At 39.1% G+C, this 21,646-nt stretch carries 24 protein-coding genes; 21 read left to right on the top strand and 3 right to left on the bottom strand.

The window, feature by feature from the left end:
* Positions 1 to 60: 60 nt before the first annotated feature.
* From HDE70_RS19160 to metK, 3 genes are all read right to left on the bottom strand, one after another.
* Positions 61 to 408, bottom strand: a complete 348-nt coding sequence (locus HDE70_RS19160) for a hypothetical protein (RefSeq protein WP_183868363.1) — start codon at positions 406 to 408, stop codon at positions 61 to 63.
* Between the two features lie 52 nt (positions 409 to 460).
* Positions 461 to 2,008, bottom strand: a complete 1,548-nt coding sequence (gene treF / locus HDE70_RS19155; protein WP_183891563.1) for an alpha,alpha-trehalase TreF — start codon at positions 2,006 to 2,008, stop codon at positions 461 to 463.
* A gap of 244 nt (positions 2,009 to 2,252) precedes the next feature.
* Positions 2,253 to 3,521: a methionine adenosyltransferase gene (gene metK, locus HDE70_RS19150; protein WP_183868361.1), complete on the bottom strand. Its 1,269-nt coding sequence runs from the start codon at positions 3,519 to 3,521 to the stop codon at positions 2,253 to 2,255.
* Between the two features lie 233 nt (positions 3,522 to 3,754).
* On the opposite strand from metK, the gene HDE70_RS19145 reads away from it, so the two are divergent.
* The 21 genes from HDE70_RS19145 to nuoK all read left to right on the top strand — a co-directional run bounded on the left by HDE70_RS19145 (position 3,755) and on the right by nuoK (position 21,641).
* Positions 3,755 to 4,678 carry a diacylglycerol/lipid kinase family protein gene (locus tag HDE70_RS19145; protein WP_183868360.1) on the top strand — a complete coding sequence of 308 codons (924 nt, stop codon included), beginning with the start codon at positions 3,755 to 3,757 and terminating at the stop codon, positions 4,676 to 4,678.
* A complete protein-coding gene (locus HDE70_RS19140) occupies positions 4,665 to 5,018 on the top strand; it encodes a translation initiation factor (protein WP_183891562.1) in 354 nt (117 codons plus the stop codon). Before HDE70_RS19145 ends, HDE70_RS19140 begins: the two co-directional genes overlap by 14 nt.
* Before the next feature lie 133 nt (positions 5,019 to 5,151).
* Positions 5,152 to 6,756 (top strand): phosphoenolpyruvate carboxykinase (ATP), encoded by a 1,605-nt coding sequence (pckA, locus tag HDE70_RS19135; protein WP_183891561.1) that lies wholly within the window; start codon positions 5,152 to 5,154, stop codon positions 6,754 to 6,756.
* Between the two features lie 280 nt (positions 6,757 to 7,036).
* Complete coding sequence (locus tag HDE70_RS19130) at positions 7,037 to 7,864, top strand: MotA/TolQ/ExbB proton channel family protein (RefSeq protein ID WP_183868357.1); 828 nt, start codon at positions 7,037 to 7,039, stop codon at positions 7,862 to 7,864.
* A gap of 86 nt (positions 7,865 to 7,950) precedes the next feature.
* Entirely contained in the window at positions 7,951 to 8,565 is a 615-nt protein-coding gene (locus HDE70_RS19125; protein ID WP_183868356.1) for an ExbD/TolR family protein, read from the top strand.
* A 7-nt stretch (positions 8,566 to 8,572) separates the two neighbouring features.
* Positions 8,573 to 9,109 carry an ExbD/TolR family protein gene (locus HDE70_RS19120; RefSeq protein ID WP_183868355.1) on the top strand — a complete coding sequence of 179 codons (537 nt, stop codon included), beginning with the start codon at positions 8,573 to 8,575 and terminating at the stop codon, positions 9,107 to 9,109.
* Positions 9,110 to 9,136: 27 nt separating this feature from the next.
* Positions 9,137 to 9,958 (top strand): energy transducer TonB, encoded by an 822-nt coding sequence (locus HDE70_RS19115; RefSeq protein WP_183868354.1) that lies wholly within the window; start codon positions 9,137 to 9,139, stop codon positions 9,956 to 9,958.
* 14 nt (positions 9,959 to 9,972) lie between these two features.
* Positions 9,973 to 10,197, top strand: a complete 225-nt coding sequence (locus HDE70_RS19110; RefSeq protein WP_183868353.1) for a hypothetical protein — start codon at positions 9,973 to 9,975, stop codon at positions 10,195 to 10,197.
* Between the two features lies 1 nt (position 10,198).
* On the top strand, positions 10,199 to 11,104 hold the full coding sequence (locus HDE70_RS19105; RefSeq protein ID WP_183891560.1) for a substrate-binding domain-containing protein: 906 nt from the start codon (positions 10,199 to 10,201) through the stop codon (positions 11,102 to 11,104).
* A gap of 141 nt (positions 11,105 to 11,245) precedes the next feature.
* Positions 11,246 to 12,964, top strand: coding sequence for a tetratricopeptide repeat protein (locus tag HDE70_RS19100; protein ID WP_183868351.1), 1,719 nt, complete (start codon positions 11,246 to 11,248; stop codon positions 12,962 to 12,964).
* A 518-nt stretch (positions 12,965 to 13,482) separates the two neighbouring features.
* A complete protein-coding gene (locus HDE70_RS19095; RefSeq protein WP_183868350.1) occupies positions 13,483 to 13,854 on the top strand; it encodes an NADH-quinone oxidoreductase subunit A in 372 nt (123 codons plus the stop codon).
* Positions 13,855 to 13,960: 106 nt separating this feature from the next.
* The gene (locus HDE70_RS19090) at positions 13,961 to 14,503 is read left to right on the top strand and encodes an NADH-quinone oxidoreductase subunit B (RefSeq protein ID WP_183868349.1); all 543 of its coding nucleotides are present in this window, start codon (positions 13,961 to 13,963) and stop codon (positions 14,501 to 14,503) included.
* Positions 14,503 to 15,003, top strand: coding sequence for an NADH-quinone oxidoreductase subunit C (locus tag HDE70_RS19085; protein WP_183868348.1), 501 nt, complete (start codon positions 14,503 to 14,505; stop codon positions 15,001 to 15,003). Before HDE70_RS19090 ends, HDE70_RS19085 begins: the two co-directional genes overlap by 1 nt.
* Positions 15,004 to 15,007: 4 nt before the next feature.
* Complete coding sequence (locus tag HDE70_RS19080; protein WP_183868347.1) at positions 15,008 to 16,222, top strand: NADH-quinone oxidoreductase subunit D; 1,215 nt, start codon at positions 15,008 to 15,010, stop codon at positions 16,220 to 16,222.
* Complete coding sequence (gene nuoE / locus HDE70_RS19075; protein ID WP_068405171.1) at positions 16,215 to 16,727, top strand: complex I 24 kDa subunit family protein; 513 nt, start codon at positions 16,215 to 16,217, stop codon at positions 16,725 to 16,727. The genes HDE70_RS19080 and nuoE overlap by 8 nt, the downstream gene beginning before the upstream one ends.
* Positions 16,727 to 18,094: an NADH-quinone oxidoreductase subunit NuoF gene (nuoF, locus tag HDE70_RS19070; RefSeq protein WP_183868346.1), complete on the top strand. Its 1,368-nt coding sequence runs from the start codon at positions 16,727 to 16,729 to the stop codon at positions 18,092 to 18,094. The genes nuoE and nuoF overlap by 1 nt, the downstream gene beginning before the upstream one ends.
* A gap of 61 nt (positions 18,095 to 18,155) precedes the next feature.
* On the top strand, positions 18,156 to 19,160 hold the full coding sequence (locus HDE70_RS19065; protein WP_068405175.1) for a 2Fe-2S iron-sulfur cluster-binding protein: 1,005 nt from the start codon (positions 18,156 to 18,158) through the stop codon (positions 19,158 to 19,160).
* Complete coding sequence (gene nuoH, locus HDE70_RS19060; protein WP_068405177.1) at positions 19,160 to 20,200, top strand: NADH-quinone oxidoreductase subunit NuoH; 1,041 nt, start codon at positions 19,160 to 19,162, stop codon at positions 20,198 to 20,200. The genes HDE70_RS19065 and nuoH overlap by 1 nt, the downstream gene beginning before the upstream one ends.
* Positions 20,201 to 20,233: 33 nt before the next feature.
* Positions 20,234 to 20,734 (top strand): NuoI/complex I 23 kDa subunit family protein, encoded by a 501-nt coding sequence (locus HDE70_RS19055; RefSeq protein ID WP_183868345.1) that lies wholly within the window; start codon positions 20,234 to 20,236, stop codon positions 20,732 to 20,734.
* A gap of 80 nt (positions 20,735 to 20,814) precedes the next feature.
* A complete protein-coding gene (locus tag HDE70_RS19050; RefSeq protein ID WP_183891559.1) occupies positions 20,815 to 21,312 on the top strand; it encodes an NADH-quinone oxidoreductase subunit J in 498 nt (165 codons plus the stop codon).
* On the top strand, positions 21,312 to 21,641 hold the full coding sequence (nuoK, locus tag HDE70_RS19045; RefSeq protein WP_041883890.1) for an NADH-quinone oxidoreductase subunit NuoK: 330 nt from the start codon (positions 21,312 to 21,314) through the stop codon (positions 21,639 to 21,641). Before HDE70_RS19050 ends, nuoK begins: the two co-directional genes overlap by 1 nt.
* The last annotated feature ends 5 nt before the right edge of the window (positions 21,642 to 21,646 follow it).

The raw sequence follows: 21,646 nt of genomic DNA, 5'->3' as shown, positions 1-21,646 counted from the left end.
GAAAAACTGTGTAAATGAAAAAAGGAAAACTTTTCCGTTTTCCTTTTTTCATTTGACTGACTATTTAAATAATTCTTGCAGGTCTCTATCGGCAGTAGGGATCTTTTTGAGAAAATCATCAAAACCCGTTCCTTCATGAGAGCTGTACATGCCATAGGCATCAATGATATAGCCAATCTGGCCATCTTTGTCTTCTAACAAATAAAGCACAGAATTATCTGCCGGATCTGAGTCACCTTCAAAACGATAAGTTTTTATGATTGTCAGATCTTCCGGTACATAGATTTTGTGCAGACCAACACCTTGCATTTTACCATGGTCGGTCATCTTTATTTCGTTATCTAACCCTTTTTGCCTTAATTTTTCTAAAATCTGGCTAAGTGTGTTCATTTCCGCTGGTTGTTCCATAATAAAGATTGTTTGCTTATTAAACAAAGCCTTCTATAAATGGTTTTCTTTTTTATTTCGTGTAGCCGTATTTTTTCATCAGGGAAATTAAGACCCCATTAGTCCATCCAAATCCATCCTGAGAAGCATATTCTCCACCTCCGGCTTTCAGTTGCAGGTTTACTACATTGTATTTCTCCATTAGTTTTCCTGTACGCTTATACACGCTGGTATTTAAATTAATCCAGCGGACAGCAATCTGTTTCTCCAGCTCATGAAAGCCATAATTACCCAGTCCGGTGATAGCCATCCATTGTAAAGGGGCCCATCCGTTAGGCGAATCCCATTGTTGATGTGTATTTAATGGTGTAGAAACTAATCCCCCTGCTTTCAGGAATTTTTGTTGTAAGGTATTCTTAACCAGTTTAGCTTGTTTTTGGCCGGCCAGGTTGAAGGATAATGGAAACATCCCTGCCAGACTCAACACAGGGGATTGGTTTTTAGTTTTAAGACTGTAATCTGTGAACCAGGAATACTTTGGTGACCAGAAATATTTCTGGATACTGGCTTTCCTTTTTAAGGCCAGGGTTTGATACTGCTTTTCTTTGACTACATCGTGTTGAAGTGCATAACATTTCTGTAGGGTGAGTTCCAGGTTATATAATAAGCAATTCAGATCTACAGGAACAAGTTGTGTAGTTTGAATAGTCTTTAATTGCATGCCATCTGCTAACCACCTGCTGCTGAAATCCCAGCCACTCTCTGCTGCTGACCTGATGTCACGGTATACTTCCGGATTTTTTGCTTCGGTTTGCTGGCCGATCAGTACGTCCTCTTTATAGGATTCTTGTCTTGGTGTATTTAACTGGTCGTAATAGCGGTTCAGCTTACTTCCATCGGGCATAACTACCACGTGTTTAGTTGGTGCAGACTGATCCATCCAATAGGCATATTCTTTTTCCAGTGCTGGTAAGTAAGTGGAATAGGCTTCATTTCCTTTGATTTGGGCAAGCAGTCCAATCATCAGTGAGAAAAATGGAGGTTGCGACCTGCTGAGGTAATAGTTTCTGTTCCCGTTTGGAATGTGGCCATTTTGCTCAATCAGGTAAGCGAAGTTTTTGACCATATTTTCAATAGTCTCATTTTCTCCGGATACTTGCAGACCCAGCATCGTAAAATAACTATCCCAATAATAAACTTCTCTGAAGCGTCCGCCGGGAACGATATAAGGGTTAGGGAGGTCAAGCAGCGAACTATTGGCAATTTTTTCTGCGGGTTTACGGCGCAGTGCTTCCCAAAGCTGGTTAATATGTTCGGCTACGGGCTGATTTGCTGTCGTCACAACTGTAGTATTGGTATCCGGAAAAATAAAGTTATCATTTACAAAAGCCCTGGTGCTAAAATTAGTTTTAGCAGCTTTTAATTTCAGATAGTCTTCCAGTATTTTTGCCGGATCTCTTTTTGGGATACAATCCACAAAAGTTTTACCGTCTTTCAGCACATTCTGCATTTGCACATCAATAAACAACTGGCCATACAGCTCATCAGGTGTTTTAGTCTGTGCGGAAACCCTTCCCAGCTGAAGCCCGATAAAGAGGATAAATATAAATCTGCGTATCATAATCTCGTATTTTGATTAATGATACGATTTATTCTGGTTTTAGCGGTAAAATCTGAATTAAAACTGCTGATTTTCCATTCGTTTTGTGGCCATGTTAAGTAGTTACCTGGCTCGCTATGGACTTGCCGCAGACCGGACATGGATTCATAGATAACCTGCTCAGAAGCTAACTAAAATCCTAAATGCAAAAGGGCGATGTCTGTGAAGACGTCGCCCTTTATACTGTATTTTTTGCCTTACCGGATTATAGAGAGAACGCTTTTTTAACTGCGTCTACAAAATCTAATTTTTCCCAGGTGAACAATTCAACTGTAACTTCTTTTTCAGTACCGTTAGATGCTTTAAAGATTTTGGTAATCACTTCATTGTTTTTACCAAAGTGTCCGTAAGCAGCAGTTTCTGAATAAATAGGATTTCTTAATTTTAAACGGGTCTCAATACCGTAAGGAGTCATATCGAAGATTTTTTCTACTTCTTTCGCTATTTCACCATCAGTAAGCAATTTGCCATCTGCTGATTTAACCTTAGCTGTTCCGTAAGTATTTACGTAAATACCCATAGGCTGAGCAACACCGATTGCATAAGATACCTGTACCAGGATTTCATCTGCAACACCAGCTGCCACCAGGTTTTTAGCGATGTGTCTGGTTGCATAAGCTGCCGAACGGTCAACTTTAGATGGATCTTTTCCTGAAAATGCACCACCACCGTGAGCACCTTTACCACCGTAAGTATCAACAATGATCTTTCTTCCAGTTAAGCCAGTATCTCCGTGAGGACCACCGATCACAAACTTACCAGTTGGATTAATGTGATATTTGATATCCTTGTTGAACAATTTGCTGAACTGAGGATATTGGCTTGATACACGTGGGATCAGGATATTGATAATATCTTCTTTTATCTTTTTAAGCATGGTCTGCTCTTCATCAAAATCATCATGTTGTGTAGAAACCACGATAGAATCGATTCTTACAGGCTCATTGTTATCATTGTACTCTAAAGTGACCTGGGATTTTGCATCCGGACGTAAATAAGTAATTTCCGTGTTTTCACGACGGATTGCAGCTAATTCAATCAGGATTTTGTGCGCAAGGTCAAGTGCAAGAGGCATGAAGTTTTCAGTCTCTCTGGTTGCATAACCAAACATCATTCCCTGGTCACCAGCTCCCTGAGTAGTTTTGTCTTCTTTGTCTACACCCTGGTTAATATCCGGAGATTGCTCATGAATAGCAGACAGTACACTACAAGAGTTACTATCAAACATATATTCACCTTTAGTATAACCAATTTTATTGATTACTTCTCTTGCGATCTTTTGCACGTCAAGATAGGCTGTTGATTTAACTTCTCCGGCAAGAAAAACTTGTCCGGTAGTTACTAAAGTCTCACAAGCAACTTTTGATTCAGGATCAAATGCTAAAAAATTATCAATTAGTGCATCCGAAATTTGATCTGCTACTTTATCAGGATGACCTTCAGAAACAGATTCTGATGTAAATAAATATGACATTTTAAATAATTAGTTAAATAATCAACAATTCTTTAAAATGGACAATGACCCCGTAAAAACAGGCAGTAAAATGAAGTGTATGAATGGTTAGCACTTTTTTTTACGTGGTTGCAATCCCGTCATGCTAACATAACATCGCAAATCAGTCCACCTTTATATTGCAAAATTACTATATATATTCAAAATAGTCAAAAAATATCAATTATTTTGTGCCATAATTAAATCATATCCCTTTGGCAAAGTCGAACATTCTATTTATTATTAATCCTATCTCCGGGGGTAAGGATAAATTAAAGATACCTGCTATCATTGATGCGAATCTGGACAGATCCAAATTTAACCCTAATTTTAGCTTTACGGAGTATGTAGGACATGCGGCTGAGATAGCGGAAGAAGCTGCAAATAAGAACTTTGATATTATTGTTGCTGTTGGCGGTGACGGGACGATCAATGAAATTGCGGCGAAAGTTATGCAGCAGCAAAAGATCCTGGGTATCATCCCCTTTGGGTCGGGAAATGGTTTGGCCCGGTTTTTAAAAATACCGATGAATACAGCTAAAGCGATCCAGGTATTAAATGAGCTGATCGTCACGAAAATTGATACAGGTACATTTAATGATAAGTTTTTCTTCAATATGGCCGGGATGGGATTTGATGCACATATCAGTTCTGTTTTTGTGGGCAATAAAAAAAGAGGCTTAACAGGGTATTTCAAATTAGGGCTCAAAGAAATGATTAATTATAAACCTGAGACCTATCACATCCGGGTGGATGGGGTAGGGTATACCAGAACGGCTTTTGTAGTCAGTGTGGCGAATTCTTCTCAGTATGGAAATAATGCACATGTGTCACCGCATGCCTCTGTAACGGATGGTTTGCTGGATGTTTGTATTATCAAATCGTTTCCATTATATAAAATACCCCTGTTAGCTTATCATATGCTGAATGCCAGTACGGACAGATCTGACCTGGTTGAAATTATCCAGGGGAAAAATATACAGATTACCCGGGTGGAGGATGCTGCTATCCACATTGATGGGGAACCTTATTTTATGGGCAGAGAGATTGAAGTAACAATTTCACCGCTGTCTTTAAATGTAATTGTTCCGGCAGCAATGGGAGTTACAATTAAAAAATCAATAGATGAAACCGAATAAAAAATCATTGAGAGATCTTGGCGGGATCATGTATTCTACTGATCCTTCTTTCAGCTATGAAACTGAAAACGAGGCACCACAGGAAGTAATTGCCAATAATCAGCAAGATTTGCGGGTGATGCTTGACAAGAAAAACAGAGGCGGTAAAGCGGTTACGCTGATTACGGGTTTTCGTGGAAATGCAGAGGATCTGGAGAAATTATCAAAAATGCTGAAGACCAAATGCGGGGTAGGCGGAAGTGCTAAAGATGGGGAGATTATGGTGCAGGGTGACTTCAGAGATAAGGTAGTTTTGATGCTTCAAAAAGAAGGCTATAAAGTGAAAAAATCTGGCGGATAATACGGTTGCTAAAACGTTGATATATAGATTGTTGATCTATAGTGTATATGCCACAATAAGTGAAATATTTCCTTTGAAATGATAATTTTTCAATAAATATCTCCTTAGCTTTGCCTAAACAAATAATCATTTTATGAGCAAAGTTTTAATGCCTAAACCAGACTTATCCCGGTTGAATTTGGGTACTGAGAATGCATACTATCAGTTAAGTGTACCGGAACTGGTGGAAGAAGCGATCAATAACGGAGAGGGTACACTCTCATCTTCAGGTGCTTTGGCAATTGATACTGGTAAATTTACTGGTCGTTCGCCAAAGGACAGGTTTATAGTGCTGGATGAGGTAACGAGGGATTCAGTTTGGTGGGGCGATATTAATATCCAGTTTAGTCAATCAAATTTCGAGTCTTTATTGCACAAAGTTTGTGCACATCTTAACAAAGACAAGTTTTATGTGAGGGATGCTTATGCTTGTGCGGATGAAGCCTACAAAATGAGTATCAGAGTTATCACTGAAACCGCTTATCAAAATCTATTTGCTAATAATTTGTTCCTCAGACCAGAGGAAGGAGAAGTTATTGAAAATCCGGAGTGGACAATCATAGCTGCGCCAACATTTCTGGCCGATCCGGCAGTTGATGGTACGCGTCAGGCTAATTTTGCGATCCTGAATTTCACGGACAAAATCATATTAATCGGTGGAACAGGTTATACAGGTGAAATCAAAAAAGGTATTTTCTCTGTTTTGAACTTCATTCTGCCTGAATTGAAAAATACTTTATCCATGCACTGTTCTGCCAATGTTGGTGTTCAGGGGGATACTGCGATTTTCTTTGGCTTATCTGGTACTGGTAAAACAACGTTGTCTGCTGATCCTGCAAGAGGATTAATTGGTGATGATGAACATGGCTGGGGAGATAGCTCTGTCTTTAATTTTGAAGGCGGATGTTATGCTAAATGTGTAGATCTGACTGCTGAAAAGGAGCCACAGATCTATAATGCTATTAAATTCGGGGCTTTGCTGGAGAATATCAATTATTTCCCGGATACCAGGACGGTTGATTATTCAAATATTGAAAAAACTGAAAATACAAGGGTAGCTTACCCTATAAACTATATTGACAATGCGGTTTTACCTTCTATTGCAGGTATTCCCAAGAATATTTTCTTCCTGACGGCAGATGCTTTCGGTGTTTTACCTCCGTTGTCAAAATTAAATCCTGGTCAGGCCATGTTTCATTTCATTTCCGGATATACGGCTAAGGTTGCAGGTACAGAAGCTGGGGTAACTGAGCCTCAGGTAACTTTCTCTGCTTGTTTTGGAAAGGCTTTCCTGCCTTTACACCCAACTAAATACGCAGATCTGCTTGGAAAGAAGATGGAAGAACACAAAGTGAATGTCTGGTTAGTGAATACAGGCTGGAGTGGTGGTGCTTACGGTACAGGCAGCCGGATGAAATTAAGTTATACGCGTGCTTTAATTACTGCGGCATTAAATGGCGGGTTAACTTCAGCAACATTTACTGAACATTCTGTTTTCGGATTACAAATGCCGGATGCTTGTCCGGGCGTTCCTTCCGAAATTTTAAACCCAAGAAATACCTGGTCAGACAAACATCAATATGATCAGAAAGCAAACGAACTTGCTAAAGCGTTTATTGACAACTTTAAGCAATTTGAAGAGTTCGCAAACGATGAAATACTGAAATCAGTCCCAAAAGTTGTAGAAAACACACTTTAAATCATTTTTTTTAAGGAAAAATTTGCATTTGAATTTTTTTTTAGTTTTCATTGTGAAAGATTGTCTTCTAACCGGGACAATCTTTTTTAATAATAGCTACGCGACGATAGATTTATTGCGAAAATCAAATTTACCTGGTAATGATAATTTAATTTGGAATTAAAATCAAAGTTGTAGATTTGTTATTGCAACATTTGATTCTATTCGTCGTTGTGTGTATTACAAGATATTTAATCTAAATTTAAAAAAACAAAGTACTAAAAACTCAAAAACTAAAAAAATGGCAAACGCACCAAAACCAACAACAGTTAAAAAGGAAAGCTCATCAGCTTCAAATCTATTCGCTACTCTAGTCATTCCAATTTGTATTATCATCGCGGCACTTATTTATAAATTCGTTCTTGGAGATGCAAATAACTTTATTGACAACAACGTTGAGAACTTACCTAAAGTTGGTAACTATGCAGGTATGGCTTACAAAGGTGGACCAATCGTTCCAATCTTAATGGGTATGCTTTTAATGGTAATCGTATTCTCAGTAGAACGTTTCATCGTTATCGGAAAAGCAACTGGTACATCTAGTTTAGATGCTTTTGTGAAAAAAGTACAAGCACTTTTAAATTCAAATAATATCGAAGCAGCTATGGCTGAGTGCGATAAACAACAAGGTTCGGTTGCTAACGTAATCAAATCTGGTTTGAAAAAATATCGTGAGATGGAAGTTGAAGCAAACATGGACACAGACCAGAAATGTTTAGCTATCCAGAAAGATATCGAAGAAGCTACAACATTAGAAATGCCAATGTTAGAGCAAAACTTAACAGTAATCGCAACATTAGTATCTGTTGGTACATTAATGGGATTATTAGGAACAGTAACAGGTATGATCAAGGCCTTCGGTGGTTTAGGTGCTTCTGGAGCTCCGGATTCAGCAGCGTTAGCAACAGGTATCTCTGAGGCACTTATCAATACTGCAACTGGTATCGGTACTTCAACTTTAGCGATTATCATGTACAACATCCTGACTTCTAAAATTGATAAATTAACTTATGCAATTGATGAAGCTGGTTTTAGCATCATCCAAACTTATGCTTCTACGCATAAATAGAAAATAATGTAATTTTTTTTTACCGGCTTTATGGAAAACCGGAAGAATTAACATCATTATACAAAACATAAGTAATTTTTAAAATTATGCCTAGAGCAAAGGTTCAAAGAAAGAGTACCTCGATTGATATGACCGCCATGTGCGACGTGTCCTTCCTGTTACTTACTTACTTTATTTTATCAGCGACTGCAAAACAACCGGACCCTTTGGATGTAAGACTTCCTACGTCAACGTATAAAATCAAGGTTCCTGAAAAGGACATCGCGATTTTAACGATTGGTGCAGACAAAGTTTTCTTCGAAGCTGCTGGTCAGGATATCAAAGTAGCTACGCTTGAAAAAATTGGTGAGCAATATAAGATCAGTTTTACACCAGAAGAGAAAAAACGCTTTAGCGTTATTGGATCATTCGGTGTGCCAATCCAGAGTTTAAAACAGTTTGTGATGCTGGACGGAGATAAAAGAAAGAAATCAGGTCTGGAAACAGGTATACCTACCGATTCTACCAATAATCAATTGGCAGATTGGATTCTTCAATCCCGTAAAGCTGTTGCTGAGCTGCATTCTGAAGGAATGAGAGTATCTATCAAAGGTGACGCTGAAGAAGGCTACCCGATGGTAAAGAAAATTGTTGACATCCTTCAAAAACAAAAAATTAACAAATTCAGTTTAATCACCACTGCTGAAGGCGGTAGCAAATAATTAAAACATGGCAGAATTAGATACCTCCGGCGGGGGTGGCAAAAAGGGTGGGAAAGTAAGGAGTAAGAAATCGTCTACGAAAGTAGATTTAACCGCGATGGTTGATTTAGCGTTCTTATTGATTACCTTCTTCATGTTAACCACCACGCTGAATAAACCAATCGCAATGGATATTGCGAAGCCAGATAAAGATGAGAAAAATGAGCAGAGACTTGAATTAAGAGCATCTCAGACCATGACGATTTTGTTAGGTAAAAATAACAAGGTTGCCTGGTACATGGGAGAAGCTGGAAAATCAGCTCCTGAAGTTCAGGATTTTACTCAGATCAGAAAATCGATACTGGATAACAAACAAAAAGTACAGGCTGCAAGTGGTAAATCTATCGTTATGGTGATTAAACCTACTTCTGGCGCTACCTATAAAAACTTTGTTGATATCATGGATGAGTTAGCAATTACCGGAATCAAGTCGGCTCCTGCAATTGATGATGAAAACATCACTGATGCTGAAAAAGCATTCATGAAATCTCAGAATCTTTTATAATATTATTAACATTTTAAATAACAAGCAATGTTCGGATCTAAAATAGATTTATTCAATAAGGAATGGCTTGATGTTATTTTCGCTAAAAAGAACAAAGAATACGGAGCTTACGAGTTACGTAAACAAAATGGCGCAAATACTTCAAGAGCACTACTTTTTGCTTCGGCAGCTTTTATATTTTTGTTTCTTTTACCTAAGATCGTTACTTTGATCAAGGGTCAGCTTCCTGAAGAGGAGATTGTGAAACAAGTTGAAGTTACTGTTGCACCTCCGCCTCCGGTGGATCCAAAAACACCTCCACCGCCACCGGTTGAGCCACCGCCACCAAAGACGGATCAAATCAAGTTCCCTCCTCCGATTGTAAAACCGGATAACCAGGTTCGTGATGAAGATCCTCCTCAGATTGAGCAATTAAAAGCTGCTGACCCAGGTCAGAAAACAATTGAGGGTGACCCGGGTGCTGATATTGTTGTGGTTGGTCCAGTAGGAGAAGGCCCTAAACAAGCGGCAGTAGTGGAAGATACTAAAGTCTATGACTTCGTAAGTATCGAAACTCAGCCAGGTTTCCCTGGAGGTATGGACAAGTTTTATGCATACTTGCATAAAGCAGTAAGATATCCTCCTATGGCTCAGGAAAATAATATTCAGGGTAAGGTGTTCTTATCTTTCGTAGTTGAGAAAGATGGTCGTCTGACTGATATTAAAGTTGAGCGTAAATTAGGTGGTGGTACTGATGAAGAGGCTATCAGAGTATTAAAGGCCAGTCCAAAATGGACTCCTGGTATACAGAATGGTAAACCTGTTCGTGTTAAATATAACATCCCGATCAGTTTCACTTTATCTAACTAAATATTATTACAATAATGTTTAATTTCAATACATTCAAACAGAAATCGCCTCAACAGCGATTTCTGTTCATTTTAGGCCTGGTGATGTTGACCATGTATGTGGTTCTTGGAGTCGCATTAATCTTCTGGAAAGACATCCCTTTCGAAATTAAGCCTACTTACCGTATCTTATTCGGACTATTACTGATCGTTTATGCGGTGATAAGATTTTTCCGTTTGATTAATCAAAAAGACAACTAGCATGAAGAAGCTGATTTTTATCCTGCCATTATTTTTATTCATTGCTTGTAAGCAAAAGCCTAAGAGTGATGATGGGGAAGCATCCCGTGTTTCAGGTACGTTAAAATTACTTGTTGACGAGAGTTTTTCTTCAGTTCTGGAAGATCAGATTGAGGTTTTTAAACTGGACTACCCGGATGCCAGGTTTGAATTGGTTCAGGGCAATGAAAATAAAATCCTGCCTACTTTCTTAAATGATAGCGTAAGGGTTGCTGTTTTATCGAGAATGCTTACAGCTGACGAAGAAAAGGCATACAGCAAGAGAAGTATCCCGATTTTTACTTCGAGATTCGCTATTGACGGCATCGCACTGATTACGGGAAATGATAACCCGGATTCGACGATTACTGCTTATGAAGTGATTTCGATCATGAAAGGTACCTCCACTTCAGGCAAACAACTGGTTTTTGATAACGCTTATTCAAGCACACTGCGCTATTTTAAGGACCTTTCTCAAATTAAAGAATTACCTAAGTCAGGTATTTATACTTTACAGAATAATAAAGACGTTATAAAATACGTTGCAGAGCATAAGAACTATATTGGGGTTGTTGGGGTGAACTGGTTAATGAAAAATGGCCGTGATCAGCAGGACTTTACCGATCAGGTGAAAGTTATGGGTGTAAAAAACACCAAGGGCAAAAAAGGTGATGATACCTTCTATAAGCCTACTCAAAAGAACTTAATTGATGGTATATATCCTTTCTTAAGGAATGTTTATATTATTAATGCAGAAGGTAAAAATGGTTTAGGCACGGGTTTTGCAACGTGGTTAACGGGCCAGAGAGGTCAGTTAATCGTTTTGAAATCGGGATTGGGGCCAAATAAGATGAATCCGAGAGAGATTAATATAAAAAAGGAAAATTAATATTATATTGAGCCGTGGCTTTCAGTAGTCAGGTAATAGAAAAAAACGAATTAGCTTATACAATAAATAAAAAATAAGTAACCGATGAACCTGCATTTTCCATGCAAGCTTCATTACCTTTAAAAATCAAACAGAAAACGGATGAAAATGACAAAGAAAGCAATAACCTTAAGTTTAGGTTTAGTAGTGATGGGTTCTGCCTCTTTTGCTCAAAACTTAAGTGATGCAAAAAAAGCAATTGATGCTGAGCAATATGCTAAAGCAACTTCTATGCTTAAATCACTAGTAAGTTCTCAGGCGGGTAAAGGGGAGAACTATTTTAACTTAGGTGATGTATATCTGCATAATGAGTATGTAGATTCTGCTAAAGCAGTTTTTACTAAAGGAATTGCTGCTGATCCTAAGTATGCATTAAACTATGTTGGATTAGGACATGTGGATCTTGCATCTAACAATGCAGCATCAGCAAAAACTAATTTTGATAAAGCTCTTGGATTAGCTTCTAAAAAAGACCACACTCCATACTTATACATTGGTAAAGCTTACCTGGAGCAAGACAAACCAGATTTTGCAGCAGCTTTAACTAACTTAACAAAAGCTGACGAAGTAGATGCAGCTGATAAAGATCCTGAGACATTTTTGGCTTTAGGTGATTTATACGCAGCACAGAAAAAAAATTCTGAAGCATTAAGCAATTACTTACGTGCATTGAACATCAATGAAGGCTTAGTAAGAGCTAAAGTTCAGATCGGAAGAATGTACAAAGAATCAAGAGCATTTCCTGAGTCTGAGACACAATTGAAAGAAGTAATCACAGCTGACCCTAACTATGGTCCTGCTTACCGTGAAATTGCTGAATTATACATGCAATGGGCAAACTTTGAGCCAGCTCACTATGCAGAAAAATCTAAACAAGCTTTAGAGAACTACAAAAAATACATGGACCTGACTGACAAATCTTTCGATACAAGATTACGTTACGCACAGTTCTTGTTTTATGCAAAAGACTTCAAAGCTTTAGAAACTGAAACAGCTGATATCGCGAAATTATATCCTAACAACCAAAAAACATTAGTAATCAACCGTTTACAAGCATACTCAGCAGCTGAAAACAAAAGCCCTGAGAGTTTGAAATTATTAACTGATTTCTTCGCTAAAAACTCTGATACTTCCCGTTTAATCGCTGCCGATTACCTTTACCTAGGTAAAGCTCAGTTAGTTGCAGGACAAGATAGCTTAGCCTTAAAAAGCATCAGAACAGCAATCGCTAAAGATTCTACAAACGTAGAAGCATTAGAAGATGTTGGTAAAGCATTATACACAAACAAAAAATACGATCAGTCAGCTGCTGTTTATAAAGATGCGATCAAATTGAATCCAAACGGTAAAGGTTCATTAACTAACTATTACTACCTGGCTTCTGCTGATTACTTTGATTATGCAAACAAAGACAGAGACAAAAAGAATCCAAGCAAAACTATTTTAGTAGAAGCTGACTCAGCTTTAGCACACTTAAATAAAGTTTCACCTGAATTCACTTTGGCTTACATCATGAGAGCACGTGTTGCGCGTTTGATGGATGATCAGACTAACCCAAAAGGCTTATTAGTTCCTTACTATGAGCAATACCTGGATTTAGTAACTGTTAAAAAACCTGAATTAGGTGCAGCTGAAGCTGAGAAAAGAAACTTAGTTGAAGCTTATACTAACTTAGGATTTGCCTATACTACTTCAGATAAAGCAAAAGCAGGTGACTATTTCAAAAAGGCATTAGCTATTGACCCTGCAAATGCAAATGCATTAGCTGGTGCAAAACAATTAGCTGCCCCTGCTGCAAAAGCTCCATTAAAAAAGAAATAGTATTTAATTTAAATACTTAAAATAAAAAAAAGGCTACCCTTAAAGGTGGCCTTTTTTATGTCTCAGAAATCCATATAAAGCCATTAGAAGATGTTTTCTTTATTAATGCTAAAACATACAAGCAAATAATAAAATGTACAATACAGCAACACGATGTGGAGAAAACGGGCAAAGGGAGAATGATTCCCATTCAAAAGAATCATTTAATTTCTTCTAAAAGCCATGTCTTAATAATACTTATCAGCTCCATCAAATAGTTTCTCCTTAAGTCATAACGTCTATTTCTTCTCTTTCACCTCCAGCCAACATTTCCTAAGAGCGCATTGATCTTAATTTGTGCCTCTTGTAAAACACCAGACAGGGATGCAGAATGAAATAGTTAAAAGTGGCTTGCTAATGTAAGGACAATGCATTTTTGCCTTTTCAGGCAAAGAAATGCCGTCCGAACATGGTAAGTCACTTTTAACTATTTGATTTACCCCTTTTTTCTTTTACTTTTGTGGCCTAATTAAGATTATATGGAAACGCAGAGTTTACCCTCAGATTTTTTACCTATCATTTTCCAGGTTATCGTAGCCCTTGGCTTTGTTGTAGTCACTCTTATCGCTACACATTTCTTAGGCCCCTCACGTAAAACCAGTGACAAGCTAGGTACATTTGAAGCCGGAGTAAAAGTAGTCGGAAACGCGCGTCAGCCATTCTCCATTAAATACTTCCTTGTCGCTATCTTATTCGTACTATTCGACGTTGAAGTTATCTTTATGTATCCATGGGCTGTGAATTTCAGAGAACTTGGATGGCCGGGATTAATCGAAATGTTTGTCTTTATGGCGACCCTTTTATTAGGCTTTATTTACATTTTGAAAAAGAAAGCACTCGACTGGAACTAATTATTTAGATCGGTTCTAAATCGAGATAGACTAAGCCAATTTGGCTCTAAATATTGTAGATTTGTGGTTCATTCTGTATTAGAATGAGCCTTTTTTGTTTTATGATATGAGTGACATCAATATAGTAGACGCGCCTCCAGGCATTGAAGGATCTGGCTTTTTCGCTACCTCTTTAGACAAGGTTATTGGCTTAGCCCGTTCCCATTCATTATGGCCATTGCCATTTGCAACCTCATGCTGTGGAATTGAATTCATGGCTACAATGGGTTCACACTATGATTTCGGTCGTTTTGGTTCAGAACGTTTAAGTTTTTCTCCCCGTCAGGCAGACTTATTAATGGTTATGGGTACCATAGCTAAAAAAATGAGTCCTGTACTAAAGCAAGTGTATTTACAGATGGCAGAACCCCGTTGGGTAATGGCAGTAGGTGCATGTGCCTCAAGCGGTGGTATTTTTGACACTTACTCAGTTTTACAGGGAATCGATGAGATTATCCCGGTAGATGTTTACGTTCCTGGCTGTCCGCCAAGACCAGAAGCTATTTTGGACGGTTTCGGTAAGATCCAGGAATTAGTAAGAAACGAATCTGGCAGAAGAAGAGATTCTGAGCAGTATAAAAAAATGTTGGCTTCATACGGAATCGAATAATGGCAGAGGTTAACAATAGTAGCGTAATAGAGCTGTTAGCTGCCCGTTTCGGAGCTAAAGTGAGTGGAGTGAACGAACCATATGGTTTGCTGACTGTACAAACCACTAAAGATGTAATTATCGATGTACTTACGTATCTGAAAGAAACAGAAGGTGCTAAATTTGCTTTCCTGACTGATATCACCGCAGTGCATTACCCTGACACTAAACATATCGCTGTAGTTTACCACTTACATAACATGGTAAACAAAATCAGGATCAGAGTGAAGGTATTCATCCATGAACAAACCCCTTCAATCCCAACCGCTACTGTTCTGTGGAACGGTGCAAACTGGATGGAAAGAGAAACATATGACTTCTTCGGCGTTAAATTCGAAGGTCACCCCGATTTAAGAAGGATTTTAAATATGGACGAACTGAATGTTCATCCGATGTTGAAACAATATCCTTTGGAAGATCCGAACAGAGTTGATAAAAAAGACGAATACTTTGGTAGATAAGAACATGAATCACAATCAACCAGTATATACAGACAACGATCCTCAGAATGAGCTGGTGACCTTAAACTTAGGTCCGACTCACCCTGCAACACACGGTGTTTTTCAAAACGTACTTCAATTAGACGGAGAACGTATTGTGAGCGGAGTTTCTACCATCGGGTATATTCACCGCGCCTTTGAAAAGATTGCTGAACACAGGCCATTCTATCAGATTACGCCCCTTACAGACAGGTTAAACTACTGCTCATCACCTATTAACAATATGGGATGGCACATGACAGTAGAGAAACTGTTAAATATAAAAGTACCTAAACGTGTAGATTATCTGAGGATTATCGTCATGGAACTGGCGCGTATTTCAGATCACATTATCTGTAATACGATTATCGCGCAGGATACCGGTGCAACAACCACCTTCTTATATCTTTTCCAGTTCAGAGAGCATATCTATGAAATTTATGAAGAAATATGTGGTGCGCGTTTAACAACAAATATTGGCCGTATAGGTGGTTTTGAAAGAGATTTCAACGACATCGCCTTTGCTAAAATCAATAAATTCTTAAAAGAATTCCCTGTTGCTTTAAGGGAGTTTGAAAGCCTGCTTAACCGTAACCGTATCTTTATTGACCGTACTGCCGGCGTTGCCTGTGTTACACCGGAACAAGCTTTGGATTACAGCTGGAGCGGCCCTTTGTTACGTGCAACCGGTGTAGACTATGATGTACGCGTAAGTGAGCCTTATTGTTCTTATGATGAGTTCGATTTCGAAGTTCCTGTAGGTACAAGCGGTGATATTTACGATCGCTATTTAGTGCGTAACGAAGAAATGTGGCAGAGTGTAAGTCTGATTGAACAGGCATTGGAGAAAATCAAACATGAACCTGCCGGAGTTTTCCACGCAGATGTGCCAGATTTCTATTTACCTGCTAAAGAAGAAGTATACAACAATATGGAGGCCTTGATTTACCATTTCAAAATTGTAATGGGAGAGATTGATGCACCTAAAGCAGAAGTATATCATGCTGTTGAAGGCGGAAACGGAGAACTTGGTTTTTATCTGATCAATGATGGCGGAAGAACACCTTACCGTCTGCACTTCAGAAGACCTAGTTTTATCAATTATTCCATGTATGCAAAGATGAGTGAAGGAATGTTATTGTCTGATGCCATTATCAACATGAGTAGTATGAATATTATTGCCGGAGAATTAGATGCTTAAAGTAGAAGAACAACAACCAGTAGAGTTTTCATCAGCTTTGATCGCAAAGTGTGATGAAATTTCAAGTAGATATCCGCAAGGGAAACAAAAATCTGCCCTATTGCCTATACTTCACGAAGTTCAGGCAGAATTAGGTTGGTTAAGCTCCAATGCGATGGATAAAGTAGCTGCATATTTAAAAATTGAACCTATCGAAGTTTACGAGGTAGCCTCTTTTTACAGTATGTATTTCTTGCAGCCAAAGGGTAAATATGTTTTAGAAGTTTGCCGCACCGGGCCTTGCTGCCTGGTAGGAGCGGAAAAACTGATGGAGCATATGGAACAGACTCTTGGGGTGAAAGAAGGAGAGGTTACAGCTGATGGTTTATTCAGCTGGAGAGGTGTTGAATGTCTTGCAGCCTGTGGTTATGGCCCGGTTCTGCAAATAGGCCCTGAATACACTTTTTATGAAAACCTCGACAATCAAAAGGTAGACACATTGATAGAAGAATTACGCAAAAAATAATGGCCCGTAAACTCTTATTAGAACATATAAACGTACCAGGCATCAATACACTTGATGTTTACCGCCAAAAAGGCGGGTACCGTGCTGTGGAGAAAGCTTTGAAAACCCTGACCCCTGATGAAGTGGTGGAAGAGGTTAAAAAGTCTGGCTTACGCGGACGTGGCGGTGCAGGTTTCCCTACAGGAATGAAGTGGAGCTTTCTGGCAAAACCAGAAGGTGTTGCCCGCTACCTGGTATGTAATGCTGACGAATCAGAGCCGGGTACTTTCAAAGACCGTTATCTGATGACTTACATTCCTCATGCTTTAATTGAAGGAATGATTGTGTCAAGTTATGCATTGGGCGCTAACACATCTTATATCTACGTACGTGGAGAGATGATGCCGCAAATCAGGATTCTGGAAAGAGCAATCGCAGAAGCAAAAGCTGCCGGCTTTTTAGGAAAAAACATTTTAGGGTCGGGTTATGATCTGGAGGTTTATGTTCAGCCGGGTGGCGGAGCTTATATCTGCGGTGAGGAAACGGCTTTATTAGAATCACTTGAAGGTAAAAGGGGTAATCCAAGGATTAAACCACCATTCCCGGCTATCGCTGGTTTATATGGCTGCCCGACTGTAGTGAACAACGTAGAATCTATTGCCGCAGTCGTGCCTATTATTAATGACGGCGGTGATGAATACATGAAAATCGGTATTGGACGCAGTACAGGAACGAAACTGATTTCTGCTTCGGGTAATCTGGTCAGACCAGGTGTTTACGAAATAGAATTGGGCCTTCCGGTAGAAGAGTTCATTTATTCTGATGAATATTGTGGTGGTATTGCCAATGGCAAAAGATTGAAGGCTACTGTAGCCGGAGGTTCTTCTGTTCCGGTATTGCCTGCTAACCTGACGCTTAAATTAGCAAACGGTGAACCACGTTTAATGAGTTACGAATCTCTTTCTGAAGGTGGATTTGCTACCGGGACTATGTTAGGTTCAGGTGGTTTTATCGCTTTTGATGAAGATCAGTGTATTGTAAGAAATACCTGGAACTTTTCCCGCTTTTATCACCATGAAAGCTGTGGTCAGTGTTCTCCATGCCGTGAAGGTACTGGATGGATGGAAAAAGTATTACACAGACTGGAACATGGACATGGTAAGATGAGTGATATTGACTTATTGGTTGATGTGTCTAAAAAGATCGAAGGAAATACAATTTGTCCTTTAGGAGATGCTGCTGCATGGCCTGTCGCAAGTGCAATCAGACATTTCAGAGATGAGTTTGAATGGCATGTGAAAGAGCCTATAAAAAGTCTTCAGGGAAATTATGGTATCGCTAATTATGCAGTGCCGATTCCTAAAGCAGAAGTAAAACAGGAAAATTAACTGTCAGACCTGGGTTTTTTGATTGAGAAACGCAGGAATGATAAAAGAATATCATTTAACAATGAGTGAAAAAGTTAAGGTAACCATAGACGGGATAACCGTCGAAGTAGAGCCCGGTACAACGATCCTGAATGCTGCAAGGCAAATTGGCGGAGACATTGTGCCTCCTGCAATGTGCTACTATTCCAAATTGGAAGGTAGCGGAGGTAAGTGCCGTACTTGTATCGTAAAAGTAAGCAAGGGATCTGAAAAAGACCCGAGACCAATGCCTAAGCTGGTTGCTTCGTGCCGTACAACAGTAATGGACGGAATGGAAGTGCAGAATATTACTTCTCCTGAAGTAATTGAAGCCAGAAGTGGTGTGGTAGAGATGCTGTTGATTAATCACCCGCTGGATTGTCCGGTATGTGACCAGGCCGGAGAATGCGATTTGCAGAATCTGGGTTATGAGCACGGTTTACAAAAAACACGTTATGAATTTGAGCGCCGTACATTTGAGCGTATCGATATAGGAGATAAGATCCAGTTACATATGAACAGGTGCATTTTATGCTACCGTTGTGTGTTTACAGCAGATCAGATCACTAATAAACGTGTTCATGGTATCTTAAACAGAGGTGATCACTCAGAAATTTCTACTTATATCCAGACTGCTGTTGATAACGATTTCTCCGGAAACGTGATTGATGTATGTCCGGTTGGTGCTTTAACTGATAAAACTTTCCGTTTCAAAAACAGGGTTTGGTTTACAAAACCTGTGGATGCACATAGAGATTGCCCTACTTGTAGTGGTAAAGTGACTTTATGGTATAAAGGAGAAGATGTTTTAAGGGTAACTGCCCGTAAAGACATTTATGGTGAAGTGGAGGAGTTCATTTGTAACACTTGCCGTTTCGATAAAAAGAAAACAGCAGACTGGACTATTGAGCATCCTACGCATATCAGTGATACTTCGGTAATCTCTTCTAATCATTACGAAACGATGATCCCATTACCTGTAATTCAGGAAGATCTTCGTTTGCAGGAAGCTAATAAAGTTGAACTGGAAAAAACCGCTAAATTCTAATGGATATCTCATTCGTCATAGAAAAATTTATACTGGTCGCTATCATTTTTGGTATAAGTTTAGTTATCGCTATGTATTCTACATATGCGGAAAGAAAAGTTGCTGCTTTCTTGCAGGATAGACTTGGACCAGACCGTGCAGGCCCTTTCGGGATCTTGCAGCCATTGGCAGACGGACTGAAAATGTTCATGAAGGAAGAAATTATTCCTACGCATGCGAACAAGTGGCTGTTTATGGTTGGGCCGGGTTTAGCAATGCTGACCGCCTGTATCGGAACTGCTGTTATTCCATGGGGAAGCCCGATTACAACTGCTGCCGGAAGAGTTATTCCATTGCAGGTTACCGATATTAACGTTGGTGTTTTATACATTTTCGGCGTAGTTTCTCTGAGTGTATACGGTGTAATGATCGGTGGATGGGCTTCTAACAATAAATACTCTCTTTTAAGTGCTATTCGTGCGGCTTCGCAAAATATCAGTTATGAGGTGGCAATGGGACTTTCTATTATCGCTTTGTTATTGGTGACCAACACCATGAGTTTAAAAGAAATCGTGGATATGCAACATGGATGGCGCTGGAATGTGCTTTATCAGCCATTAGGCTTCCTGTTATTTATCATCTGCGCATTTGCTGAAACTAACAGAGCACCATTCGATTTACCGGAATGTGAAACTGAATTAATTGGTGGATACCACACGGAGTATTCTTCGATGAAATTAGGTTTTTACCTGTTTGCGGAATATATCAATATGTTTGTGTCTTCGGCAGTCATGGCAACGCTATACTTCGGAGGATATAACTATCCGGGTATGGACTGGGTACTGACGCAGGTTGGGCCTGTAATTGCTCCATTAATCGGAACGGCTGTATTGTTCGCTAAAATATTTGCATTCATATTTTTCTTTATGTGGGTGAGATGGACAATTCCCCGTTTCCGTTATGATCAGCTGATGCATCTGGGCTGGAAAGTGCTGATCCCAATTGCCATAGCGAACGTAATTATCACAGGTATTGTGATTGCAATAGTAGAAAAGTTTTAACTATCCGCTCAGCGGAATATAAAAGGAGGTTTAATGGAACCATTAACCAGTAAAAAGAAAATATTAATACAAAAGCCACTTAATTTTGCGGAGCGGATGTATCTGCCTGCATTAGGAAAGGGTCTGGCTATTACGATCAGTCACTTCTTCAAAAAAGAAGCGACAATCAGGTATCCTGAAGTTCAGCGTGAAATGTCTATCAACTGGAGAGGGATGCATTCCCTGAAAAGAGATGAGGACGGTAAAGAACGTTGTACGGCTTGTGGATTATGTGCATTGTCATGCCCTGCGGAAGCGATCACCATGATTGCTGCTGAACGTAAACCAGAAGAGAAGGATTTGTATAGAGAAGAGAAATACGCTGCCGTATATGAAATCAATATGCTGCGCTGCATTTTTTGTGGTTTATGTGAAGAAGCTTGTCCGAAAGAAGCAATTTACCTGGACGGGCCGATTGTTCCTTCAGATTATCTGCGTAAAGACTTTATTTACGGTAAAGACAAACTGGTAGAAGAGCCTCTTTTAAAGAAATAATGAAATTGAAGCGTGTAGTCGCTTCTTGATATAAACAGTTTATACATTTGCCGTTTACGGCTTTAAAACAAAAATAATAAATGGGTACATCAGTATTCTATTTGGTCGCTTTTTTAAGTATTTTCTTTTCACTGATGGTGATTTCCGCAAAGAACCCGGTGCATAGTGTACTTTATCTGATCGTAACGTTTTTTACGTTCACAGTCCATTACATTTTGCTTAATGCGCAGTTTCTGGCAGTGGTAAACTTTATTGTGTACATGGGGGCAATTATGGTACTCTTCCTGTTTGTCCTGATGCTGCTCAATCTAAATAAAGAGAATGAGCCACTGAAGTCTGGTTTAGTAAAGGTTGTAGGTATCGTTGCCGGATGTTGTCTGGTAGTGACACTGATTGGCTCTTTAAAGGCTACAGCTGTATCTGATCCATTGGTATTGCAGAATCCAAACTTAGGTCTGGTTAAGAACCTGGGTAAAGAATTGTTCGGTCCATTTATGCTGCCTTTCGAGTTGTCTTCAATTCTATTGCTTACAGCTATGGTGGGTGCCGTATTATTAACTAAAAAAGAAAAAGTATAGTGAATAATCTTACTCAAACCTTACAGGGTGTACCGCTTAATCATTATATATGGTTAAGTGCTATCATTTTCACCATCGGTGTAATAGGCGTACTCACCCGCAGAAATGCTATCGTAATTTTTATGTCGGTAGAATTGATGCTGAATGCTGTTAATTTATTACTTACTGCTTTCTCTGTACATAGCAACGATCCTTCGGGGCAGGTGTTTGTATTTTTCATCATGGCTCTGGCAGCGGCCGAAGTAGCAGTGGGCTTAAGTATTATTGTAATGGTTTACAGAAATACGCAGTCTACAGATATTAATGTATTGAATCGCCTTAAGTGGTAATTATT

Origin of the sequence: Pedobacter cryoconitis (assembly GCF_014200595.1) — a bacterium.
Taxonomy (GTDB): domain Bacteria; phylum Bacteroidota; class Bacteroidia; order Sphingobacteriales; family Sphingobacteriaceae; genus Pedobacter; species Pedobacter cryoconitis_C.
Note: the sequence above shows the minus strand (reverse complement) of the source record. Positions and strands in the feature narration are given on the sequence as shown.